21 protein-coding genes and 1 riboswitch are annotated in these 20,708 nt (G+C 66.7%); of the genes, 9 read left to right on the top strand and 12 right to left on the bottom strand.

What is annotated here, in order from left to right:
* Positions 1 to 158: 158 nt before the first annotated feature.
* Complete coding sequence (cycA, locus tag GRX31_RS24425; protein WP_160855306.1) at positions 159 to 1,619, top strand: D-serine/D-alanine/glycine transporter; 1,461 nt, start codon at positions 159 to 161, stop codon at positions 1,617 to 1,619.
* Positions 1,620 to 1,930: 311 nt separating this feature from the next.
* Positions 1,931 to 3,925: a TonB-dependent receptor domain-containing protein gene (locus GRX31_RS24420; protein ID WP_160855304.1), complete on the top strand. Its 1,995-nt coding sequence runs from the start codon at positions 1,931 to 1,933 to the stop codon at positions 3,923 to 3,925.
* Positions 3,926 to 4,020: 95 nt separating this feature from the next.
* Here GRX31_RS24420 and GRX31_RS24415 read toward each other — a convergent pair whose 3' ends face one another.
* Together GRX31_RS24415 and GRX31_RS24410 are read right to left on the bottom strand one after the other, a co-directional pair.
* Entirely contained in the window at positions 4,021 to 4,512 is a 492-nt protein-coding gene (locus tag GRX31_RS24415) for a rod shape-determining protein (RefSeq protein WP_237426769.1), read from the bottom strand.
* A 3-nt stretch (positions 4,513 to 4,515) separates the two neighbouring features.
* Positions 4,516 to 4,965, bottom strand: a complete 450-nt coding sequence (locus GRX31_RS24410) for a winged helix-turn-helix transcriptional regulator (protein WP_160855302.1) — start codon at positions 4,963 to 4,965, stop codon at positions 4,516 to 4,518.
* A 76-nt stretch (positions 4,966 to 5,041) separates the two neighbouring features.
* Between GRX31_RS24410 and GRX31_RS24405 the strand changes: the two genes are divergently transcribed.
* Positions 5,042 to 6,253, top strand: a complete 1,212-nt coding sequence (locus GRX31_RS24405) for an MFS transporter (protein ID WP_160855300.1) — start codon at positions 5,042 to 5,044, stop codon at positions 6,251 to 6,253.
* Here the strand turns inward: GRX31_RS24405 and GRX31_RS24400 are convergent.
* Positions 6,250 to 7,017, bottom strand: a complete 768-nt coding sequence (locus tag GRX31_RS24400; RefSeq protein ID WP_160855298.1) for an AraC family transcriptional regulator — start codon at positions 7,015 to 7,017, stop codon at positions 6,250 to 6,252. The genes GRX31_RS24405 and GRX31_RS24400 overlap by 4 nt on opposite strands.
* A gap of 128 nt (positions 7,018 to 7,145) precedes the next feature.
* Here GRX31_RS24400 and GRX31_RS24395 point away from each other — a divergent pair, with 128 nt between their 5' ends.
* Complete coding sequence (locus GRX31_RS24395) at positions 7,146 to 7,952, top strand: TSUP family transporter (RefSeq protein ID WP_160855296.1); 807 nt, start codon at positions 7,146 to 7,148, stop codon at positions 7,950 to 7,952.
* Positions 7,953 to 7,961: 9 nt separating this feature from the next.
* Here GRX31_RS24395 and GRX31_RS24390 read toward each other — a convergent pair whose 3' ends face one another.
* Positions 7,962 to 8,153 (bottom strand): helix-turn-helix transcriptional regulator, encoded by a 192-nt coding sequence (locus GRX31_RS24390; protein ID WP_013802457.1) that lies wholly within the window; start codon positions 8,151 to 8,153, stop codon positions 7,962 to 7,964.
* A gap of 25 nt (positions 8,154 to 8,178) precedes the next feature.
* Complete coding sequence (locus GRX31_RS24385; protein ID WP_017406629.1) at positions 8,179 to 8,568, bottom strand: hypothetical protein; 390 nt, start codon at positions 8,566 to 8,568, stop codon at positions 8,179 to 8,181.
* A 96-nt stretch (positions 8,569 to 8,664) separates the two neighbouring features.
* A riboswitch (cobalamin riboswitch) is annotated at positions 8,665 to 8,890 on the top strand.
* 70 nt (positions 8,891 to 8,960) lie between these two features.
* Here GRX31_RS24385 and GRX31_RS24380 point away from each other — a divergent pair.
* Together GRX31_RS24380 and GRX31_RS24375 are read left to right on the top strand one after the other, a co-directional pair.
* The gene (locus GRX31_RS24380; protein WP_160855294.1) at positions 8,961 to 10,874 is read left to right on the top strand and encodes a TonB-dependent receptor domain-containing protein; all 1,914 of its coding nucleotides are present in this window, start codon (positions 8,961 to 8,963) and stop codon (positions 10,872 to 10,874) included.
* A gap of 5 nt (positions 10,875 to 10,879) precedes the next feature.
* On the top strand, positions 10,880 to 11,821 hold the full coding sequence (locus GRX31_RS24375) for an ABC transporter substrate-binding protein (RefSeq protein WP_160855292.1): 942 nt from the start codon (positions 10,880 to 10,882) through the stop codon (positions 11,819 to 11,821).
* Positions 11,822 to 11,870: 49 nt separating this feature from the next.
* Here the strand turns inward: GRX31_RS24375 and GRX31_RS24370 are convergent, their stop codons facing one another.
* Together GRX31_RS24370 and GRX31_RS24365 are read right to left on the bottom strand one after the other, a co-directional pair.
* Positions 11,871 to 12,191 carry a heavy metal-binding domain-containing protein gene (locus GRX31_RS24370; protein ID WP_160855290.1) on the bottom strand — a complete coding sequence of 107 codons (321 nt, stop codon included), beginning with the start codon at positions 12,189 to 12,191 and terminating at the stop codon, positions 11,871 to 11,873.
* Positions 12,192 to 12,346: 155 nt separating this feature from the next.
* Positions 12,347 to 12,805 carry a hypothetical protein gene (locus tag GRX31_RS24365; protein ID WP_154834340.1) on the bottom strand — a complete coding sequence of 153 codons (459 nt, stop codon included), beginning with the start codon at positions 12,803 to 12,805 and terminating at the stop codon, positions 12,347 to 12,349.
* Positions 12,806 to 12,963: 158 nt separating this feature from the next.
* Here GRX31_RS24365 and GRX31_RS24360 point away from each other — a divergent pair, with 158 nt between their 5' ends.
* Positions 12,964 to 13,227 carry a hypothetical protein gene (locus GRX31_RS24360; RefSeq protein ID WP_034367556.1) on the top strand — a complete coding sequence of 88 codons (264 nt, stop codon included), beginning with the start codon at positions 12,964 to 12,966 and terminating at the stop codon, positions 13,225 to 13,227.
* A gap of 254 nt (positions 13,228 to 13,481) precedes the next feature.
* Positions 13,482 to 13,823, top strand: coding sequence for an H-NS histone family protein (locus GRX31_RS24355; protein ID WP_016446025.1), 342 nt, complete (start codon positions 13,482 to 13,484; stop codon positions 13,821 to 13,823).
* Positions 13,824 to 14,037: 214 nt separating this feature from the next.
* Here GRX31_RS24355 and GRX31_RS24350 read toward each other — a convergent pair whose 3' ends face one another.
* The 4 genes from GRX31_RS24350 to GRX31_RS24335 all read right to left on the bottom strand — a co-directional run bounded on the left by GRX31_RS24350 (position 14,038) and on the right by GRX31_RS24335 (position 17,295).
* Positions 14,038 to 14,406 (bottom strand): antibiotic biosynthesis monooxygenase family protein, encoded by a 369-nt coding sequence (locus GRX31_RS24350; RefSeq protein ID WP_012205544.1) that lies wholly within the window; start codon positions 14,404 to 14,406, stop codon positions 14,038 to 14,040.
* Positions 14,407 to 14,500: 94 nt separating this feature from the next.
* The gene (locus tag GRX31_RS24345) at positions 14,501 to 15,205 is read right to left on the bottom strand and encodes a glutamine amidotransferase (RefSeq protein WP_160855288.1); all 705 of its coding nucleotides are present in this window, start codon (positions 15,203 to 15,205) and stop codon (positions 14,501 to 14,503) included.
* 51 nt (positions 15,206 to 15,256) lie between these two features.
* Positions 15,257 to 16,336, bottom strand: a complete 1,080-nt coding sequence (locus tag GRX31_RS24340; RefSeq protein ID WP_160855286.1) for a 2Fe-2S iron-sulfur cluster-binding protein — start codon at positions 16,334 to 16,336, stop codon at positions 15,257 to 15,259.
* Complete coding sequence (locus tag GRX31_RS24335; RefSeq protein ID WP_012205541.1) at positions 16,333 to 17,295, bottom strand: AurF N-oxygenase family protein; 963 nt, start codon at positions 17,293 to 17,295, stop codon at positions 16,333 to 16,335. The genes GRX31_RS24340 and GRX31_RS24335 overlap by 4 nt, the downstream gene beginning before the upstream one ends.
* A gap of 366 nt (positions 17,296 to 17,661) precedes the next feature.
* Between GRX31_RS24335 and GRX31_RS24330 the strand changes: the two genes are divergently transcribed.
* Positions 17,662 to 19,071, top strand: coding sequence for a serine hydroxymethyltransferase (locus tag GRX31_RS24330; RefSeq protein WP_160855284.1), 1,410 nt, complete (start codon positions 17,662 to 17,664; stop codon positions 19,069 to 19,071).
* Between the two features lie 30 nt (positions 19,072 to 19,101).
* Here the strand turns inward: GRX31_RS24330 and pdxR are convergent, their stop codons facing one another.
* A complete protein-coding gene (pdxR, locus tag GRX31_RS24325) occupies positions 19,102 to 20,634 on the bottom strand; it encodes a MocR-like pyridoxine biosynthesis transcription factor PdxR (RefSeq protein WP_160855282.1) in 1,533 nt (510 codons plus the stop codon).
* Between the last annotated feature and the right edge of the window lie 74 nt (positions 20,635 to 20,708).

The raw sequence follows: 20,708 nt of genomic DNA, 5'->3' as shown, positions 1-20,708 counted from the left end.
GCGGGGCGAGGTTCAGGTATCCTCGCGGCCTTCGTTCCGTTTTGCTGCGCTGCCGCATTTCCAGGCATGGACTCCATGCAGAGACTGAAAACACGGCCGCGGCAGGCGGATTTCCCCCTTTCTGCCATCGCTTTGCCAGTCTTCCCCGGAGTTCTCTGATGACACACAAGGCCCCGCCTGCCGGCCAGGGCCTGCACGGTCAAGACGACCTGCAGCGCAATCTCACCAACCGCCACATCCAGCTCATCGCCATCGGCGGTGCCATCGGCACGGGCCTGTTCATGGGCTCGGGCAAGACCATCAGCCTGGCGGGTCCGTCCATCGTCTTCGTCTACGCCATCATCGGCGTGATGCTGTTCTTCGTGATGCGGGCCATGGGCGAGCTGCTGCTGTCCAACCTGCAGTACCGATCCTTCATCGATTTCTCGGCCGATCTGCTGGGGCCCTGGGCGGGCTTCTTCACGGGCTGGACGTACTGGTTCTGCTGGATCGTCACGGGCATTGCCGACGTGATCGCCATCTCGGCCTACTCGCAGTTCTGGTTCCCCGACCTGCCCCAGTGGGCCCCGGCCATCGCCTGCGTGGGCCTGCTGCTGGGCCTGAACCTGCTGACGGTGAAGCTGTTCGGCGAGATCGAGTTCTGGTTCGCCATGATCAAGATCGTGGCCATCGTGGCCCTGGTGGCAACGGGGCTGTACATGGTGGGTGCCGCCTTCGTCTCGCCTGCGGGGCGTGTGGCCAGCCTGTCCAACCTCTGGAATGACGGCGGCATGTTCCCCAACGGGATGATGGGCTTTTTCGCGGGCTTCCAGATCGCCGTGTTCGCCTTCGTGGGCATCGAGCTGGTGGGCACCACGGCCGCCGAGGCCAAGGACCCCGAGCGCACGCTGCCGCGCGCCATCAATTCGATTCCCGTGCGCATCATCGTGTTCTACGTGCTGGCCCTGATCGCCATCATGGCCGTCACCCCCTGGCGCGACGTGGTGCCGGGCAAGAGCCCGTTCGTGGAGCTGTTCGTGCTCGCAGGCCTGCCGGCCGCTGCGGGCGTGATCAATTTCGTGGTGCTGACCTCGGCCGCCTCGTCGGCCAACAGCGGCGTGTTCTCCACCAGCCGCATGCTCTACGGCCTGGCGCTCAAGGGCGATGCGCCCAAGTCCTTCCACCGGCTGTCGCGCAGCAGCGTGCCCTCGCGCGGGCTGCTGTTTTCCTGCACCTGCCTGCTGGCCGGCGCCTTCCTGATGTGGGTGGTGCCCGACCTGGTGGAGGCCTTCACGCTGGTGACCACGGTATCGGCCATCCTGTTCATGTTCGTGTGGTCGCTGATCCTGCTGTCCTATATCGCCTACCGGCGCCAGCGCGCAGCCCTTCATGAGGCTTCGCACTACAAGATGCCGGGCGGCGTGGCCATGTGCGGGGCCTGCCTGGTGTTCTTTGCGGCCATCCTGGGCCTGCTCACCCTGCAGGCCGACACGCGCCAGGCGCTGGTGGTGACGCCGGCCTGGTTTGCCCTGCTGGCCATTGCCTACCAGTTCGTGCGCCGCCGGGCATCGAGCCAACCCTCGGGCAGCTGCGCTGAGCCTTCCAGCGCCCTGCCGGGCGCCGTGGCCAAGCCGCGCTGACCTGGTTTCTGGCCGCCCCCTGCGCTCCGGGGCGGCCTTTGCACGGAGGCGCCGCACCCCGTGCTCCCTCTCAGCGCCCTGCCGACCCCCTTCATTTTTGTGCACCAGACTTGTGCACAACGCCTCAGGCGTGTCCAGCGATTAGATAACGCGTGAACAAAAAACAACTGTCTTTACGTGAAGAGAAAGATGTAGATACAAATCGTTATCATTCGCACCTTGATTTTTAACCAATACGGAACTTTACAAAGATGGTCAGAATCTCGGTGCTCCGCCCTCTTCCTCTTTGCGCCGCCCTGGCATGCACAGCCATGGCCCATGCCCAGTCAGCCGACAGCAAGGCCGACACGTCCCTGTCCACCGTGGTGGTGACCGCCTCGGGCACGGCCGTGGACATCAAGGAGGCGCCGGCCAGCATCAGCGTGATCACGCGGGAAGACATCGAGCGCAAGCCCGTCACCAGCATCGGCGAGCTGCTGTCCACCATTCCCGGCGTGACCGGCGGTCTGTCGGGCACGGGCGCCCAGTCCAAGATCAAGCTGCGCGGCCTGCCCGAGAAGTACACGCTGATCCTGGTGGACGGCAAGCGCCAGGGGAACTCGGCCGGCATCAACTACCGTGACGACCTGGGCTCGCAGGACCTGGACTGGATCTCGCCCGAGATGATCGAGCGCATCGAGGTGGTGCGCGGCCCCATGTCCTCGCTCTACGGCTCCGACGCCATGGGCGGCGTGATCAACATCATTACGCGCAAGATCGGCAAACGCTGGAGCGGCTCGACCACGCTGAACTACAGCAAGCCCTCCGACGGCGACCGCGGCGACACGCGCCAGCTGGGCTTCAACATCAGCGGCCCGCTGTCCGACAAGTTCGGCCTGCGCCTGGGCGGCAACTACACGGACCGCGCTGCCGACGAGGGCACGGGCGGCTTCCCGGGCACCTACCAGTCCACGGCCGGCTCGCGCAAGCAAAACCTCAACGCCCTGCTCAACTGGCAGCTCACGCCCGACCAGGTGATCGGCATCGAGGCCGCGCAAGGCATCCAGCGCGCCACGGGCTCCGATCGGTTGGTGAATGGACGCCCCGTGGTATCGCAGTGGGGCCTGAGCAAGCTGGAGCAGACCAAGTTCGGCCTCAGCCACGATGGCCGCTGGGGCGACATGACCTCCAAGCTCAACCTCGTACACAACAAGTACGAGGACAAGGGCGACACCATCGGCAACAACTCCAAGGAAACCACGCTGGACGGCCGCATCGACAAGCCCCTGAAGCTGTGGGGCCTGGACCAGGCCATGACGCTGGGCATGCAGTGGCGCCGCGAGTCGCTGGACAACCGCGACACCATCGGCCTGGCGCCCATCGACTACGCGGGACGCCCGGTCTCGGGCTCGGGCCTGAGCGCCACCACCTGGGCGCTGTTCGGCGAGGACCAGATCTTCCTGCGCGACAACCTGGCGCTGACGCTGGGCCTGCGCATGGACCACCACCAGAAATACGGCAACAACTGGAGCCCGCGCGCCTACCTGGTCTACCACCCGGCCTCGGAGTGGACGGTTCGCGGCGGCGTCTCGCGCGGCTTCCGTGCGCCCAACCTGAAGGAAAACTCGGCCAGCGCCGCCACGCAATCCGGGGGCAACGGCTGCCGCAGCCTGGCCGGCATGGGCTGGACCAGCACCAGCGTGAATGCCGACGGCACGCGCGGCTGCTACATGGCCGGCAACCCCGACCTGCAGCCCGAGACCAGCACCAACTTCGAGCTGGGCACCAGCTGGGACCGCAATGGCTGGGCCCTGGGCGCCACGTACTTCCACACCAACTTCAAGAACAAGATCGACTACCAGCCGCTGGGCTTCTACAACGGCTTCTGGTGGACCCGCATGGCCAACGCCCAGCGTGCCCGCACGCGCGGCCTGGAAGGCTTCGTGAACGTTCCCCTGGCCAAGGGCCTGACCTGGAACACCAACATCACCAAGATGTTCGAGTCCAAGAACCTGAGCACCGGCGCCTCGCTGCTGGCCGTGCCCGAGCTGTCCATCTACTCGTCGCTGCAGTGGCAGATCCGCCAGGGCTGGTCCGCCATGTTCAGCGCCCGCCACGTGGGCAAGGAAGTCGTGACCACGGGCACGGCCACCACCTTCGCCAAGGCCTACACGACGTTCGACGTGTCCATGAACTACAACGTCACCGACTCGATGACCCTGCGCGCCGGCATCATCAACCTGACCGACAAGGAAACCCGGACCATCGGCGCCAACTACGACAACGGCGGCCGTACCTACTTCGTGGGGATGACGGCCAGGTTCTGATGGCGCGGTTCTGATAGCGCGTTATCGGCCCTTGCGCTGACCCAGACAAAGCGCCCGTTGTGACGGGCGCTTTTTTCATGGCGAAGAGCAAAGCCTCACTCCCAGACACCGCCCTGCGCAGGGGGCTTGCGCGTCAGCAATTCCTCGTCTGTCAAGGGCCGGCCTGTCCAGACATTCACCTTCGAGGCCCCGGCCGCGCTGCCCAGCTCGCGCAAGGCCCTCAGTTCCACCTGGGTGAATCCGCCCTCGGGGTCACCCAGCGGATGGATGACGATGTGCGGGGAGGCCGCCAGCCAGCCCCCGGCTTGCATGCGCCTGAGCTGGTACTTGAGCAGGTGCTCGGCCAGCACGAAGTCCGATATCAGCGAGCGCGGATGCGCGAACGGATTGACGACTTCCGCAGGCTCCGATGCAGCCGCGAGCCTGGCCTGCGGGCCGGCCGCCAGAATCCGGCGCCGGGGCGGCGGACTCAGGGCCAGCTCGGGAACCTCCGACAGGGTCTGGCCCGTTTTCGGATTTGTCAGCGTCAGGCGCTCGGGAGAAATCTGTACGTAGATGAGTGGCAGGAAGGCAGAGAGCATGGACATCCATCAATCGATTTTCTGAACCACGGTCTGGCCCGGCAGCAAGGCCCGGCCATCCCCGTCGCGCGGCAGCATGGGCTCGACAGGCAGGCCGCTGTGGCGGTCCAGCAGCAGCGAATGTGCCTCGCCGGGCGCAAACAAATGGCCTTCGCCCCATTGCCGCAAGGCCACGATGACGGGGAACAGGTCCAGCCCCCGTGCCGTCAGCACATATTCCATGTAGGCCGAGCCTTCTGCGGCCGGGCGGGTTTCGAGGATGCCGGCCTCCACCAGCCGGCGCAGCCGGTCGGCCAGGATATTGCGGGCCGCGCCCAGGCTGCGCTGGAAATCGCCAAAGCGGCTGATGCCATCGAAGGCATCGCGCACGATGAGCAGCGACCAGCGGTCGCCGATCACATCCAGGGAGCGGGCCACCGGACAGGGCTGTGGTGTGTCAGGACGGATGTCTTCTTTCATGGCGCTATTTTGGTTGCATTTCAAAACTGGTTCAACTAACATCCAACCAGTTTTGTTTTGCAACTGGATTCAACCCATGAACGCCTTCCCTGCCCCGGACACGGTCCGCATGCCGCGCAGCCTGGTGCTGCTGTTCGCCGCTGCCAGCGGCCTGAGCGTGGCCAATGTCTACTACGCCCAGCCGCTGCTGGAGGCGCTGGCGGCCGACTTCGGCATCAGCCATGCGGCCGTGGGCGGCGTGGTCACCGCCACGCAGGCCGGCTGCGCGCTGGCACTGCTGCTGCTGGTGCCGCTGGGCGACCGGCTGGAGCGGCGGCGGCTCATGCTTTTGCAGTTGCTGGGCCTGGTGCTGGCCCTGGCGGCAGTCAGCACCGCGCGTTCGGCCGTTCTGCTGCTGGCGGGCATGCTGGCCGTGGGCCTGCTGGGCACGGCCATGACGCAGGGGCTGATCGCCTATGCGGCCAGCGCCAGCCAGGCGCATGAGCGCGGGCGCGTGGTGGGCGCGGCCCAGGGCGGGGTTTTCATCGGCCTGCTTTTGGCGCGCGTGTTTGCCGGAGCCGTGGGTGACCTGGCTGGCTGGCGTGGCGTCTACGCCTGCTCGGCCCTGCTGATGCTGGCCCTGGCCTGGCCCCTGTGGCGGCAACTGCCCCGGCTGGCGGTGCCCTCCCCCGTTCCCGGGTACACGCAATTGCTGTCATCCATGCTCCAGCTGCTGCGCCAGGACCGCATGCTGCGCACGCGGGGCATGCTGGCCCTGCTGATGTTTGCCACCTTCAACATCTTCTGGAGCGCCCTGGTCCTGCCTCTGAGCGCGCCGCCCTACAGCCTGTCGCTCACGGCCATCGGCGCCTTTGGCCTGGCCGGCGTGGTGGGCGCACTGGCAGCAGCCCGTGCCGGGCACTGGGCAGACCAGGGTTTCGCGCAGCGCACCAGCCTGGGCGCGCTGGTGATCCTGCTGCTGGCCTGGGTGCCGATTGCGCTGCTGGAGCAGTCGCTGTGCGCGTTGGTCGCCGGTATCGTGCTGCTGGACCTGGGCGGCCAGGCCCTGCATGTGACCAACCAGAGCCTGATCTTTCGCAGCAACCCGCAGGCGCACAGCCGGCTGGTGGGCCTGTACATGCTGTTCTATGCCGTGGGCAGCGGGCTGGGGGCGCTGATTGCCACCAACGCCTACGCGCGGTTTGGCTGGCACGGCGTCTGCGTTGCGGGGGCGGCGTTCAGCCTGGCGGCCCTGGTGTTCTGGGCCATGACACGGGAAACGGCTGCCCAGGCCAGCGTTCCCGCCTAGACCCGGCTCACCAGCTCCGAAGGCACCCGCCCCAGCGCCTTGCGGAACATGGTGGAAAACGCGCTGGGGCTGTCATAGCCCAGGTCCAGCGCCACCTGCGTGACCGATGAGCCCGCAGACAGCCGCGACACCGCTGCCAGCAGGCMKGCCTGCTGGCGCCAGGCGCCAAAGGCCATGCCTGTGTGCTGCTGGAAAAACCGGCTGAAGGTGCGCAGGCTCTTGTTCAGCGCCTGTGCCCAATCCTGGGGCGTGGCGCGGATGCTGGGCTGGGCCAGGAACTGCTTGCACAGGGCGGCCAGCTTTTCGTCGCGGGGAATGGGCGCGAACAGCGGCAGGCTGCGGGCCGAGGCCAGCTCGTGCAGCACCAGCGTGACCAGGGCGCCGTCGCGGCCCGCTTCGTCGTACAGCGCCGGCAGGTCGGCGCAGGACAGCAGCAACTGGTGCAGCAGCGGGGTGACGACCAGGGCCTCGCAATGCACACCCGGGCGGGGCGCAGCAGCCGGTTCGATGTACAGGCTGCGCGTGCTCACGCCCTGCATGCGCACGCTGTGCGGCTTGCTGGCCGGAATCCACACGCCGCTGTAGGGCGGGATGGTCCAGGCACCGTCATCGGTTTCCACCTCCATCAGCCCGCTCATCCCGTAGAGAAACTGCGCACGCCGGTGGCTGTGCGTGGGCAGCAGCGTGCCAGGCGTGTAGTCGGTGCCGATGGCCAGCACATCGCGCGCCACGGCGTCCACGGAATGCAGCGGGATGTTGAGCATGGGAATGTCCGGAAAACAGCCAACAGGCTTTGGCAGGAATTCAAGGATTATTGACCTATCCGCGAAAGCAGGCCAAACCGCAGCATCCTAAGGTTCAGTCCTTGCTCGTTTTTTCCAAAGGACTGTCTGTGTTCCCTCTCCTGCTGCTGGCTTTCGGTGTGCTTGCCGGCGTGACCACCGTGCTCTTCGGCTTTGGCGGCGGCTTCGTGGCCGTTCCGCTGCTTTATGCGCTGCTGACCTCCATCCACGGCGCGGACTCCGCCGTTGGCCAGGCTGCCATGCACATTGCCGTGGCCACCTCCACCTGCGTGATGATTTTCGGCGCCTCCATGGCCACGCTGCGCCAGCACCGCGCGGGCGCCCTGCCGTGGGAGCAGGTGCGGCCGCTGGCCTGCTTCATCGCGGCCGGCGCCGTGGCGGGCGCGGCGGCCGCCACCTGGATCAGCGGGGAATGGGTGCGCTGGGCCTTCATCGCCTACCTGGCCCTGACCATCGCCGACGCACTGCTGCGCCCGGGCTTCGTGCACGGCACCGCCGCCCAATTGCAGCCCATGGGCCGCAGGCCCGCCGCCATCGCAGGCTTGGCGATTGGCGCGATTGCAGCCTTCCTGGGCGTGGGCGGCAGCGTGATGACCGTGCCGCTGATGCGCCGGCGCGGCGCCAGCATGGCGGCCGCCACGGCCATGGCCAGCCCGCTGTCCCTGCCCATGGCCGTGGCGGGCACCGCTGCCTACATGCTGGCATCGCAGGGCGCGGGGCTGAGCCCCTGGCATGTGGGCTATGTGGACCTGCAGGCCTTTGCGTTGCTGACGGCCGGATCGTGGACGGGCATCAGGCTGGCAGCCCCGCTGATCGGCCGCATTCCCGATGCCCTGCATGCCAAGGCCTACCTGGCCCTGCTGGGCCTGGTGCTGCTGGTCATGATCGTGGCCTGAGCGCTGCGCTCAACCCTCCTGGAAGATCGCCTCGATCCGGGTCTCGAACACCCGGGCAATGGCGAATGCCAGCGGCAGGCTGGGGTCGTAGCGGCCCGTCTCGATCGCGTTCACGGTCTGGCGCGACACGCCCAGCAGGTCCGCCAGCGCAGCCTGGCTCCAGCCGCGCTCGGCGCGCAGTTCACGGATGGTGTTTTTCATCGCCGGGCCGCCTCTGCAGCGCGGCTCATCGGCTGCGCAGCCAGTGGGCCACCGAGGCAGCCACCCAGAGCGCACCCATCAAGGGCCACACCATGAACATGCTGAGCTTGGGAAACCCTGCCATTTCCAGGAATCCGTAGGTGAAGGTGAGGCCCGCCGTGCCCGCCGCCGCAATCGCCAGTTGCTCCAGCATGGACTTGCGCAGGAACTCGTCGGTATCGCGCACCAAGCGTACGATGGCCCGCACGGCCAGCGCAAACGCCAGCATGGGGCTGAGCAGCAGGGCCGTGCGCAGGGCCCCGGCCTGCATGTCGGCGCTGAGCAAAAGCGCCCCGACAAGCAGCGCCATGTAGAGCAGCAGCGCAAATCCCAGCTCCTTCTGGTAGCGGCGGTTGGTGACCGTTGTTTGATTCATGGAAGTCTCTCGCAATGTGTAAAGGATGCTTGACATTGTGCGATGCCACCCGCGGGCATGTCAAGCAAGCTTTACATCGGCACTGAACGCCCCGCCGTACAATCGCCGCCGTTGGTGCCAGCAGCCCCAGGGGCTGCGGTTAAACGGGAAACATGGGGCGGCCAGATAAAGCCGCCCGCATGTACTGCCCCCGCAACAGTGAGTGAAACGCCGCGTGCATGGCACCGGCCCCCGCCAAACCCGTGCCACTGGGCGTACAGCCCGGGAAGGCCTTGGCGAGTGCGTCACCAGTCTGGATACCGGCCAACAGGCGGCCGGCCGCGCATGCAGCGCAGCCGGTCTTTGTGGTTTCCGTGCCGGCGGGGTCGCTGGCGCGCAACTGGCTCGCATCCATGCACACCCTCGCCCTCGCGCGCGCCCCTGGCGCCGCTCTTCGCTCGCCCTCGGCGTTCCCCGTACTGCGCACGTTGTCCGCCCTGGCTGCGGCCTCGCTGCTGGCCTGCCAGGCCCAAGCACAGGTACAACAGGCACAACAGGCGCAGCGCGCACAGGCCTCCCAGCTCGATACCGTGGTCGTCACCGCCTCGCGCAGCGAGCAGTCCTTGCGCACCGTCACGGCCGACATGACCGTGATCGACGCCGAGACCATTGCCCGCAGCGGCGCCACCGGCGTGGCCGACCTGCTGGTGCAGGTGCCGGGCGTGCAGATCAACCGCAATGGCGGGCCGGGCCAGGTCACCTCGGTCTACCTGCGCGGCACCAGCAACCAGCACACTGCCGTGTTCATCGACGGCGTGCGCTACAGCTCGCAGGAGCTGCAGGGCGGCGCGGTCTGGTCCACCCTGCCGCTGGCGCAGATCGAGCGCATCGAAGTGCTGCGCGGCCCGGCCGCCGCCATCTATGGCTCAGACGCCATGGGCGGCGTGATCCAGATCTTCACCAAGCGGGCGGACGGCCAGACCCGCGCCTATGCCGAGGCGGGCATAGGCAACCAGGGCACCAGCAAGCTGGCCACAGGATTCCAGGGCGGAGCCAACGGCTTCACCTATGGCCTGAACCTGGCGGACGAGCGCAGCGACGGCTTCGACGTCTACCCCGGCAACACCTTCTCGCCCAACCCGGACAAGGATGGCTACAGCAACACCTCGCTGGGCCTGAACGCGGGCTACAAAACGGGCATCCACCAGATCGACGCCAGCCTGCTGCACAGCCGCCTGCGCACCCACTACGACCAGAGCCCGCCGCCGTTCGACGACTACGACGTGGTCAAGAACACCACCGGCAGCTTGCGCTGGCAGGCCGGCTGGAACGCCATGTACAAAAGCGTGGTCCAGATCTCCCATACCGACAGCCAAAGCGACCGCCACACCCAGTCGCCCGAAAGCGCCAAGGGCCGCTCCACCAACTACCTGCTACAGAACCTGTTCACGCTGGGCCAGCACCGTTTCAACATCGACCTGGAGCGCCGCGAGGACAAGCTGGACACCCAATACGCCTGGACGCAGAACACCGACAGCCGGCGCGTGCAGAACTCCCTGTCGGCCGGCTGGCGCCTGACCGAGGGCCGCCACCAGTTCGACGCCAACCTGCGCCACGACCAGGTGCGCGACCAGCAGAACAAGACCACGGGCGGCCTGGGCTACGGCCTGCAGATCGACGAGCGCTGGCGCTGGGTGGCATCGGCCGGCACGGCCTTCAGAACGCCCACGCTGTACGAGCGCTTCACGGGCCAGGCGGCGGCCGACCTCAAGCCCGAAAGCAGCACCAACGTGGAAACGGGCCTGCACTATGCGGCCGGTGCCAACCGCCTCTCGGCCGTGGTCTACCGCAACAAGTTCAAGAACCTCATCACCTACGACTGGAACAGCGCCGTTCCCTGCAACTGCTACCGCAACTGGCAAAGCGTGGAGATCACCGGCCTGACGCTGGCGGGCAGCACGCGCCTGGGCAGCGCCAACCTGGGCGCCTCGCTGGACTTCATGAACCCCGAGAACCTGGAGACCGGCAAGCTGCTGCCCTACCGCTCCAAGCGCATGCTCAAGCTCAACGCCGACACCCAGGCGGCCGGCTGGACGCTGGGCGGCGAAGCGCAGCTGTACAGCGGCCGCTATGCCGACGAGGCCAACACCTTCAAGCTGGGCGGCTACGGCGTGGTCAACCTCTACGCCCAGCGCCAGCTGACCAGGCAATGGACGCTGCTGGCCCGTGTCAACAACATCGCCGACCGCGACTACGCCCCCACGCGCGGCTATGCGAACGCAGGCCGCACCGTGTTCGTCAGCGTGCGCTGGACTCCCCTGCCCTGACCGCCATGCACCTGCTTGTGCGCCTGCCCCGCCTTCTGCTGCTGATCGCCGCCCTGGCCTGCGCGGGCGGCGCCGTCGCGCAAAAGGCGGTGGATGCGAACCAAGGCAGCACAGGCGCGAGCACAGGCACGCCGTACACCGTCACCGACATGCGCGGGCGCCAGGTGCGCCTGGCGCGCGTGCCGCAGCGCATCGTCTCGCTGCTGCCCTCGCTGACCGAATCGCTGTGCGCGCTGGACGCCTGCGAGCGCATCGTGGGCGTGGACGAGTTCTCCAACCACCCGGCGCGCGTGGCCGCCCTGCCCAAGCTGGGCCACACTTTTGCCCCGCTGGTCGAGGCCACCGTGCGGCTCAGGCCCGACGTGGTGCTGATGGCGTATTCCGCACCCGTCATCGCACAGCTGGAGCGCTTCGGCATTCCCGTGCTGGCACTGGACGCCAACGACATGGCGCAGTTGGAGCAGGTACTGCACAAGCTCGACCAGCTGCTGCAGGTGCAGCGCGCCAACGCCCTGCTGGCGCGCATGCAGGCCGAGGTGGACCAGCAGGCTAAGGCGCTGGCGGCGCTCACGCCCGCCGGGCAGAAGGTGTATTTCGAGGTGGACGCCACGCCTTATGCGGCAGGGCCGGACTCCTTCATAGGCCAGCTGCTGCAGCGCCTGGGCGCGCGCAATGTGCTGCCGCCCAACCTGGGTCCCTTCCCCCGCATCACGCCCGAATACGTGCTGCGCCAGCAGCCGGAACTCATCATCCACACGCCGCAGACGCCATCGGCCAGCTTTGCCACCCGCCCCGGCTGGAGCCGCATGCCCGCCGTGCGCTCCGGCCGCATCTGCGCGCTGGACCTGGTCGAGACGGACGTGGTCTCCCGCCCCGGCCCGCGCCTGGGCGAGGCGGCGCGGGCGCTGGCCCGCTGCCTGCAGTTGCCGAACACGGCGCCGCGTTGACTTCGCTGGTCTGCTTGGCCCGCTTGGCCCGCTTGGCCGATGGCCCTGCCTACTCCAGCACCACGGCCGTGCCGCTGGCAGACACCATCAACATGCCGCTGCCCTGGCCCAGCACTTCGTAATCCAGGTCCACCCCCACCACGGCATTCGCGCCCAGTTCCTGGGCGCGTTCCTCCAGCTCCTTGAGCGCAATCTCGCGCGCCCGCTGCAGCTCGCGCTCATAGGTGGCTGACCGCCCGCCCACGATGTCGCGCAGCCCGGCAAACAAGTCCTTGAACACATTGGCGCCCAAAATCGCCTCGCCCGCGACCACGCCGCAGTAGCGGGTGATGCGGCGGCCTTCGATCTGGGGGGTGGTGGTGATGATCATTGAAGCTCCTGGGTGTTGGTGATGGGAGTGCCGAGCTTTCGCCACTCGGCCGGACTAGCTGTGAACCGTCAAGCGATTGTTTGGAGATTTGATCCTAGACACGGAGCGACTTGGCCGCTGCTGCGGTGCAGTCTGTGCCAGTTGTAATGATGCTGTCAGCTCGCCAGGGCATTGGTCCGCTCAGCCGAGTTCTGGCACGTCCATCCATCGGACTTGCCTACTATCGCTGCCCGCGTCTGTTCAAGCCCCATCACCACCCGCCCTCTTGCCTTTCCGGATTTGATCGCCACCGGCAGCCGGCTCAACCAATGCCCGTTTGGCCCCAGCGACGTGACGCGCAGGTTGGACAACTGGCGCGATGTGGGCAAGGGTTTCATGGAAAGTACACGAATGCACTCATCGAGCTGAGCCGCAGAGGAAAAACGCAGTACATGCGTCCCGAACTCCACACAGAGAACGGCAAAGCCCTTGTGGGGAATGTGAGCAGGTGCCGAGGGCAGGTAACGGCTGGCGCGGCACCAGAGCCCAACCTCTTGCTCGACATGCACCCAGTAGGCCATGGGTTCGGCACGCCAGTCCTCAACGAATTCGATCCAATGGCGGGGCGCTGGCACAGGCCGTCTCCTTCAGAGGTATTCAAGAGGCGGATTGTGTCGCAAAGTACGGCGCGATTTGCCTTGGTGCCCGCCATCACGCCGGGCCGTAGATGGCCCAAGTACTTACATTCACGGTTCCGGCACACAGTCGCCAGTATTCATGGCAGGACCATCCCATGCGCACCAATGAGTCAAAAATCCTGGCGAAAGCCATATACGAGATCCGTCTTCTCCTGAGCGGATATCTGGGGAGCAACGTGGATGCTGATCCGAGCGTACGGATCGCAGCGCACCTGGCCTATGCCCTGCACAACGATGCATTGGCCGTGCTGGAGGGAAATGGCTTCAGCGCCGACGAAGCGCTGAAGCGGGTGGCGGCCGTGGACTCGCTTCTAGGAGTCGAAGCGGGGAGTGAATTCGTCCGCAGCTTGGAAGCTTAGGGCTGCCTTGCCAGGCCGGTACAACGCGGGATATTCCATCTGGCGTGATCGCTGCGGCCGTGCCGTGCCGGGTGGTGCGGGCGCGAGCCACCGAGGATAGGGCCGTCCTTTTCATGCCTGGCGCAGCTTCCACATGACGGCAGCAGTGCCCCATGCCTTCCTCGCCTGCCTTTTGTCGCCCGGCATGACCCTGCAGACAGGCATGTCTCGCCCGAACAGCCCCATAATCTGGCTTCAAAAATTTCGCACCCCCTATGACACAGTCCCTCAAAGAACTCCTTGCGGCCAAGGCCGCGCTGGATATGGAAATTGCCAAGGCCCGCACCTCGGCGGCCGACGCAGCCCTGTCCAAGGTCCAGAAGCTGGTGACCGATTTCGGGTTCACCCAGCAGCAAGTGTTCCCCTACATCCCAGCAAAAACCAGCGCACCGGCGAAGTATCGCGATCCGTCTACAGGAGCAACGTGGACAGGTCGCGGCAAGCCTCCGAACTGGATCAAGGACCAGGATCGCGACGACTTCCTCATCGAACGCAAACCCGAGGCGGCCCAAGGCCCGTTCCTCGCAGAAATGGCGGCAGCGGCAGCTCGCAACTGAAGGCGCTGCACACGGCGGCACGCAGGATGCCGTGCGGTGCGGTGGAGTTCCGATGCGAAGGAATCTGTGCCGTCCGAAAAAAAGCCCTCTGAGCATTCAGCGGGCTTTTTTTCCGGCCTGGCGCCGGCAGCGTAGTCACTGCCGGCATCTTTCGATGGCGTGCATCGCGCTCCGGCATGGGGGACCAGCCGGGCCTTTGCGGCACCGCCAGCCCTCAGGCGTGGCTGACGGGGCAGCTGCCTGCCTTGCCCATGATGCTGTCCGCGGGCGCCTGCGCGCGGTCATTCAGGCCGTAGTCGCGCAGCACCTGGGTGACGCGCACGCGGTAGTCCTTGAAGATCTTGTCGCGGCCGGCGCGCTGGGCGCTGAGGTGGGCTTCCACGTTACGCCACTGGACGACGGCTTCCTCGTCGCGCCAGGTGGTGACGGACATGACTTTCTCGGGGTTGAGCGTGCTCTGGAAGCATTCCACGGAGATGAACCCCTCCATGGGCTTGAGCATGGGGGTGAGCTTGTTGACCAGGTCCACATAGGTCTGGTTCTGGCCGGGCAAGGCCTGCAGTTCGAACAGTACGACAACCATCTTCAACTCTCCTTTTTTCGGGAACAGAGATTCCGGCGCCGCGCAGCGGCGGCTCCGGCGTGGGGGAAATGGGTGAATGGGCGGCGCCGCAGATTCAGCGGCTGCGCTCCAGGTTGGTCAGCCAGGCGGCCAGCACATCGCGCGCGGCCAGGGTCAGCAGGCCGCCGTATTTCTGGGCATCGGCACGCAGCGTGCGCGGGTCCACCTGGGCGACGCCCAGTTCGCAGGCATGGCCGACCAGCCAGCGCTCCAGCCGGGCCGCGTCGGCCTCCAGATGGAATTGCAGGCCCAGCAACTGCGGGCCGACTGCGAAGGCCTGGTTGGCGCCGATGGCGGTGCCGGCCAGGTGCACGGCGCCTTCGGGAATGTCGAACTGGTCGCCATGCCAATGGAGCACGGGCACGCCGTCCAGCCTGGACAGGGGCGAGGCCAGGCCGGCGTCGGTGAGCGTGAGCGGCGAGAAGCCGATTTCCTTGACGCCCAGCGGGTAGACCCTGGCGCCCAGCGCGCGCGCAATGAGCTGCGCGCCCAGGCAGATGCCCAGCAGCGGCTTGCCGCTGTCCAGCCAGCGGCGCACGGCCGCCAGCTCCTGGGCGACGAAGGGATAAAGCGCCTCGTCATAGGCACCTATGGGGCCGCCCAGCACGACGAGCAGGTCGGCACGGCCCAGGTCCAGGGTGTCAAGCTCGCCGATGCTGGGATCGACGTACTGCACTTCGTAGCCGCGGCTGGCGAACTCGGCATGCAGGGTGCCCAGGTCTTCGAAGTGGATGTGGCGCAGCGCGATGGCTTTTTTCATGGGAGGAACTCAGGTGGATACAGGAGGGTGGCTTGGAACGTGCGGAGCCCGTCAGGCGCCGGGTTTGAGATCGACGTGGATATGGCCCGCCGAGGGGAAGGTGCAGCAGGCCAAGGCATAGCCGGCTTCCTTTTCCCTGTCGCTGAGGCAAAAGTCCGCCTCCAGCCGTGAACTGCCTCCCGTGATGCGGATGCGGCAGCTGCCGCAGATGCCGGCCCGGCACTGGCTGCGGATGGCAATGCCCACGCCTTCCAGGATCTCCAGCAGGCTTTTGCCGGACGCGGCTTCGACGATCTGCCCGCTGTGCGCGATCTGCAGCTGGCATGCCTGCGCGGTCTCGCCTGGCTGGGCGGTGGATGCGGCAGGCGGCGTGAAGGCCTCGATATGCTGTATGGCACCGGGAAAGCAGGCCCGCGCATGCTCGCGAAAGGTCTGCGCAAAGGCATGGCCGCCACAGATGACGACGGCCTGGGGCTGGCCCAGCGCCAGCAGGGACTGCTGCGAGGGGCGGCCCGGCGCGAAGGGTCCGTGGGCGGCAGTGTCTTCACGCGTGATGTGGATACGCAGGTCGAACCAGGGGGCCGTTTCGCACAGCTGCTGCAGCTCCTGCAGGAACGGAATGTCGGCCATGCGCGCAAAGCACAGCAGCAGCGTGGTGCGGGGCACGCGCCGGCCCTGCTGGCGCAGCCGGTCCAGTTCGCGCAGCAGCGCCAGCGGCAGGGTCAGGCCGATGCCGCCGGCCAGCATGACCAGGCAGTCCAGGCCCAGCACCAGGTCGGCCGTGATGTCGCCGGCCACGCCGCCCAGCGGCAGCGTGGAGCCTGCGCGCAGCACCGCATGCATGTGGTCGGAGACGCTGCCCCGGCCCGAGCTTTTGACGGCAATGTCGAACTGGCCGGCGCCGTCGTGCTCGCTGCAGGGCTCGTAGCGGGTGATGGAGTACAGCCGCTGCTGCATGGTGCCACTGGCGTCGGCATGCTCGATGGCCACATGCCGGCCGGGCCGCAGGCCGCCGAGGAATTGCGCCGAAGCGCCCTGCACGCGCAGGGTGTAGACCATGACGCCGCCCGCCTCTGCCCGTGCAGCGGCGCAGCGCGCGAGCATGCTGCCTGCCTGGAGGGCGGCGCTCATGCCTGCATCTCCTCGAGGACCGACGACACCAGCGCCACGCTGCCGCCCAGGTTGCGGCCCGCCAGGCCGATGCGGTCGATCAGGCTTTGCACCGAGTCGGTGTAGACGCCGATCTCGTTGCTGTCGCCCACGTCGTGCAGGATGTCGCGCGCATGCGGCATGCCGACCATGGTGAAGACGGTGGACCAGGCGCCCAGTTCGTTGTTGGCGAACATCTGCACGGTCTTGAGGATGATGGAGCGCAGGTAGCTGCGCTCACGGTTGCTCAGGCCCTGGACGATGTCGGTGGCCACCGAGCTGAAGACGCTGGAGTGGCTCCATTCGTCCACGGCGTGGGTGCGCGTGACCTCGTGGCAGATGGGCTGGATGCTGCGGTCCTCGGCCATGGTCTTGAGGTAGTCGGTGATCAGGGTCTCGCTGGCGCAGGCAATGGCGAAGCGGGCCAGGCGGCGCTCCCATTCCGCGCCGCACTGCGCCAGCACGCCGTTGCGCCAGCCGACGAGGTTGAAGTCCGCGTAGTCCAGCGGCGCCAGGCCGCGCATCTCGTAGATGTAGTTGCAGGCCATGATGGACATGCGGGTGTGCAGGGCCTCGTCCAGCAGGGCCTGGGACATGACGTCCTGCAGCAGCGCCCGGTTGGCGCTGGGCGGCGGGGTCTTGATGATGTCCTCGCAGGCCGGCGTGACCACGTTGCACTCGATGTAGATGGTCTTGAGGTTGTAGATGCCCCAGGCGTAGGACAGGCATTGGTCGCGCAGGTGCTGTGGCGCCTCCACCCATGCCTGGTGATCGCGAAACGGCAGCAGCGAGGCGGTGAAGTCCTGCCGCGCGGGGTCGAACGCCAAGCCGCAGTAATCAGGCAGGTCCTGATTCACGGCCGCTCTTGACTTCCAGAGCAGGGACAGCTTTTTGAGCGCATCGCGCACGGCGTCATCTGTCCGAGAGATATCGAGATTCATTTTTCAACTCCGTGTGATTGAACTTGATTGATCTGAGTCAAATCGCCTATTCCCTCCCCCCGCTTTCTCCATCTGCCGCAATCACCAATGGCGCCGCAAATGGCACTGCAATTGACGCTGCAGATGGCAGATACGTTGTCATGGATTTCTTCGCTCTGTCATATTCCACCTTGAATCAATCTCCCCGACTGCAGATTGCGGATGATTCCTGGCGGTATTGGATCTCATGACTTTCAACGTCTGGCGGCGAATTCTATGGAGAGAGCGTGGATTCAAACAGACCTATTTTCGCCAATGAACCAGACCGCTTTTTTCAACGGTTTACATTGGCATGCCACCTTAATTGGTCTGCTCACCCGCTCAAACATGGTCGGAATCAAGGCAGCTGCACTTTGTAGACTGCCCATTACCGATGCGCCCTGGTTTCCAAATCCTTCCATAACCCGGGCGCTGCCGATTCCCGTGCTTCAGCGCCTCCAAGACAGCCAATGCGACATGGACGATTTATCGCTCCCCAGAATCAATTCCCTGGAACTCCAACACGCGGACAGCGAGGCCTGGGACGCCATAGCGGCCGAGCGGACACGGCAGGCGCGTTCGATTGAATTGATTGCCTCTGAAAACTTCGTGAGCCGCGCGGTGATGGAGGCGCAGGGCTCGGTGCTGACCAACAAATACGCCGAGGGCTATCCGGGCGTGCGCTACTACGGCGGCTGCGCCAATGCCGATGCCGTGGAGAACCTGGCCATTGCGCGTGCCAAGGCGCTGTTCGGCTGCGCGCACGCCAACGTGCAGCCGCACTCGGGCAGCCAGGCCAACCAGGGCGTGTACCTGGCGTTCCTGGAGCCCGGCGACAAGATCATGGGGCTGGACCTGCGCTCGGGCGGGCACCTGACGCACGGCTCCAGCGTGAGCGTGTCGGGCAAGTGGTTCCAGTCCATCAGCTACGAGGTGGACGCCCGCTCCCAACTCATCGACATGGACCAGGTGCGGCGCATTGCGCTGAAGGAGCGGCCCAGGCTCATCATTGCCGGAGGCTCGGCCTATTCACGGCAGATGGACTGGGCCGAGTTCCGGCGCATTGCCGACCGGGTGGGCGCCATCTTCATGGCCGACATCGCGCACGTGGCGGGGCTGGTGGCCGCGGGCGTGTTCCCCTCGCCCGTGGAGCACGCCCATGTGACCACGACCACCACGCACAAGACGCTGCGCGGGCCGCGCGGCGGCATGATCCTCTCGGCCGACGCCGAGATCGCCAGGCGCGTAGACGCCGCCGTGTTTCCGGGCCTGCAGTCCGGGCCGCTGATGCATGTGGTGGCGGCCAAGGCGGTGGCGCTGGGCGAGGCGCTCAAGCCCGCCTTCCGTACCTATGCGCGGGCCGTGGTGGACAACGCCCGCGTGCTGTGCGACCGGCTGTCGCAGGGCGGGCTGTCCGTGGTGTCCGCAGGCACGGACTGCCATCTGGGCGTGATCGACCTGCGCCCCTGGGAGCTGACGGGCAAGGCCGCCGAAACGGCGCTGGAGCAGATCGGCATCACGGTCAACAAGAACGCCGTGCCCGGCGATGGCGCGCGGCCACTGGTGACCTCGGGCATCCGCGTGGGCAGCGCGGCCTGCACCACGCGCGGCATGGGCGCCGACGAGTTCCGCGAGATCGGCGACATGATTCTTGCCACGCTGGGCGGCATACGCAGCGGCACCATGAACGCGCGCACGCTCAAGTCCATCCACGAAGGCGTGTCCGACCTGACCGCGCGCTTTCCCCTGCCCTACTGAGGCATGCAGCGTCCGGCGTCTCCCAACCTGTCAGGGTTTTCGCAGCGCGTTGGCCAGGCGCAGCACGGCGGCCTCGATCTCGTAGGCCGTGAGCGAGGCATAGCCCAGCAGCCAGCCCGCCTGCCGCTGCTCGCCCGCGTACAGGCGGCTGAGCCCCTGCAGCAGCACGCCGGCCGCGGCGGCGCGGCGGATGGTGTCTTCCTCGGACCAGCCGGGCTCCAGCAGACAAGGCACCTGCATGCCGCCCTGGGGCCGTGGCGCGGTGACGATGCCGGCCAGGTGCCTGCCTATGGATTCGAGGATGACCTCGCGCCGCCCCGCATACAGCTTGCGCATGGCCCGCACGTGGGAGTTGTAGTGGCCGTCCTCCATGAAGCGCGCCAGCGTCAGCTGCTGGATCTGGGGCGTGTGCCCGTCCATGATGCTGCGCGCCTGGACAAAGGCGCGCACCAGCTCCTGCGGCAAGGCCATGTAGCCCATGCGCAGGCCCGGGTACAGGGTCTTGCCGAAGGTGCCGATGTAGATGGTGCGCGCGTGCTTGTCCAGGCCTTGCACGCAGGCGGTGGGCATGCCGTCGTAGTGGAATTCGCTGTCGTAGTCGTCCTCGATGATCCAGCGCTCGCGCTCGAATGCCCAGCGGATCAGGTCCAGCCGCCGCTCCAGCTGCATGGTGACGCCCGTGGGGTACTGGTGCGATGGCGTGACATAGACGCAGGTGGCGCCGCTGCGGTCGGCATGCAGCAGGTCGGTGCGAATGCCTTGCGCGTCCACGTCGATGGGCAGGACCTTGGCCTCGGCCGACTCGAAGGCCTTGCGGGCGCCGAAGTAGCCCGGATTCTCCAGCAGGATGGGCCGGCCCGCATCCACCAGCAGCTGCGCGCACAGGAACAGCGCCTGCCGCGTGCTGCTGAGCACCACGATCTGCCCGGCGTCCACCTTGGCGCCGCGCTCCAGATTGAGGTAGGTGGCAATGGCTTTGCGCAGCGGCTCGGCGCCCTGCGGGTCGCCGTGCAGCAGGACGCTGGCCCGGTAGTCCTTGAGCGCCTGCCGCTGCAGCCGCTCCCAGACATCGGTGGGAAAAGTGCGCGTCTCGGGCAGGCCGGTGGCAAAGGCCCGAATGGTCTGCTGGTCGGCGATGCCGCCGCCATCGACGATGGCCTGGCCGCGCCGGCTCAGGCCGGCACCGGCCCTTATGGCACCGACAGCACCGGCCGCACCGGCCGCATGGGCGCTGCGCTCGTGCTCGGGCAAGCGGCCGCGGCGCGCCGCCCGGCCCCGCAGCTCGGTGCCGATGGTCTCGGAGACATAGCTGCCCGATCCCTGGCGCCGCACGATGAAGCCGTCTCGGTGCAGCTGGGTGTAGGCGTTCTCCACCGTGTCGCGGGCAATGCCCAGCGAGTCGGCCAGCGAGCGCGTGGCCGGCAGCTTCAGGCCCGGCAGCAGCGCCCCATCCAGGATCAGCGCACGCATGGCGCGCTGCACCCGCTGGTGCAGGTCCAGCTGGCGCAGGTCGGCATCTCCCATGCGGATCTTCAGGGTCTCAAGCTCGAAGGTCTTGCTCATACGGTCTGCCGCCTTTCATCTCATTGCACCTCTTGGGCAGGCCATTGTACTGATGCAAATGCTGCGCGCCCATT

It is taken from the genome of Delftia sp. CH05 (genome assembly GCF_009827015.1).
GTDB lineage: Bacteria > Pseudomonadota > Gammaproteobacteria > Burkholderiales > Burkholderiaceae_C > Comamonas > Comamonas tsuruhatensis.
Note: the sequence above shows the minus strand (reverse complement) of the source record. Positions and strands in the feature narration are given on the sequence as shown.

Coding starts and splice junctions, on each gene's coding strand:
- cycA (WP_160855306.1), top strand. CDS start 159: ATGACACACAAGGCCCCGCCTGCCGGCCAGGGCCTGCACGGTCAAGAC.
- GRX31_RS24420 (WP_160855304.1), top strand. CDS start 1,931: ATGGCCCATGCCCAGTCAGCCGACAGCAAGGCCGACACGTCCCTGTCC.
- GRX31_RS24415 (WP_237426769.1), bottom strand. CDS start 4,512: ATGTCCATGCTCTCTGCCTTCCTGCCACTCATCTACGTACAGATTTCT.
- GRX31_RS24410 (WP_160855302.1), bottom strand. CDS start 4,965: ATGAAAGAAGACATCCGTCCTGACACACCACAGCCCTGTCCGGTGGCC.
- GRX31_RS24405 (WP_160855300.1), top strand. CDS start 5,042: ATGAACGCCTTCCCTGCCCCGGACACGGTCCGCATGCCGCGCAGCCTG.
- GRX31_RS24390 (WP_013802457.1), bottom strand. CDS start 8,153: ATGAAAAACACCATCCGTGAACTGCGCGCCGAGCGCGGCTGGAGCCAG.
- GRX31_RS24385 (WP_017406629.1), bottom strand. CDS start 8,568: ATGAATCAAACAACGGTCACCAACCGCCGCTACCAGAAGGAGCTGGGA.
- GRX31_RS24380 (WP_160855294.1), top strand. CDS start 8,961: ATGCACACCCTCGCCCTCGCGCGCGCCCCTGGCGCCGCTCTTCGCTCG.
- GRX31_RS24375 (WP_160855292.1), top strand. CDS start 10,880: ATGCACCTGCTTGTGCGCCTGCCCCGCCTTCTGCTGCTGATCGCCGCC.
- GRX31_RS24370 (WP_160855290.1), bottom strand. CDS start 12,191: ATGATCATCACCACCACCCCCCAGATCGAAGGCCGCCGCATCACCCGC.
- GRX31_RS24360 (WP_034367556.1), top strand. CDS start 12,964: ATGCGCACCAATGAGTCAAAAATCCTGGCGAAAGCCATATACGAGATC.
- GRX31_RS24355 (WP_016446025.1), top strand. CDS start 13,482: ATGACACAGTCCCTCAAAGAACTCCTTGCGGCCAAGGCCGCGCTGGAT.
- GRX31_RS24350 (WP_012205544.1), bottom strand. CDS start 14,406: ATGGTTGTCGTACTGTTCGAACTGCAGGCCTTGCCCGGCCAGAACCAG.
- GRX31_RS24345 (WP_160855288.1), bottom strand. CDS start 15,205: ATGAAAAAAGCCATCGCGCTGCGCCACATCCACTTCGAAGACCTGGGC.
- GRX31_RS24340 (WP_160855286.1), bottom strand. CDS start 16,336: ATGAGCGCCGCCCTCCAGGCAGGCAGCATGCTCGCGCGCTGCGCCGCT.
- GRX31_RS24335 (WP_012205541.1), bottom strand. CDS start 17,295: ATGAATCTCGATATCTCTCGGACAGATGACGCCGTGCGCGATGCGCTC.
- GRX31_RS24330 (WP_160855284.1), top strand. CDS start 17,662: ATGGTCGGAATCAAGGCAGCTGCACTTTGTAGACTGCCCATTACCGAT.
- pdxR (WP_160855282.1), bottom strand. CDS start 20,634: ATGAGCAAGACCTTCGAGCTTGAGACCCTGAAGATCCGCATGGGAGAT.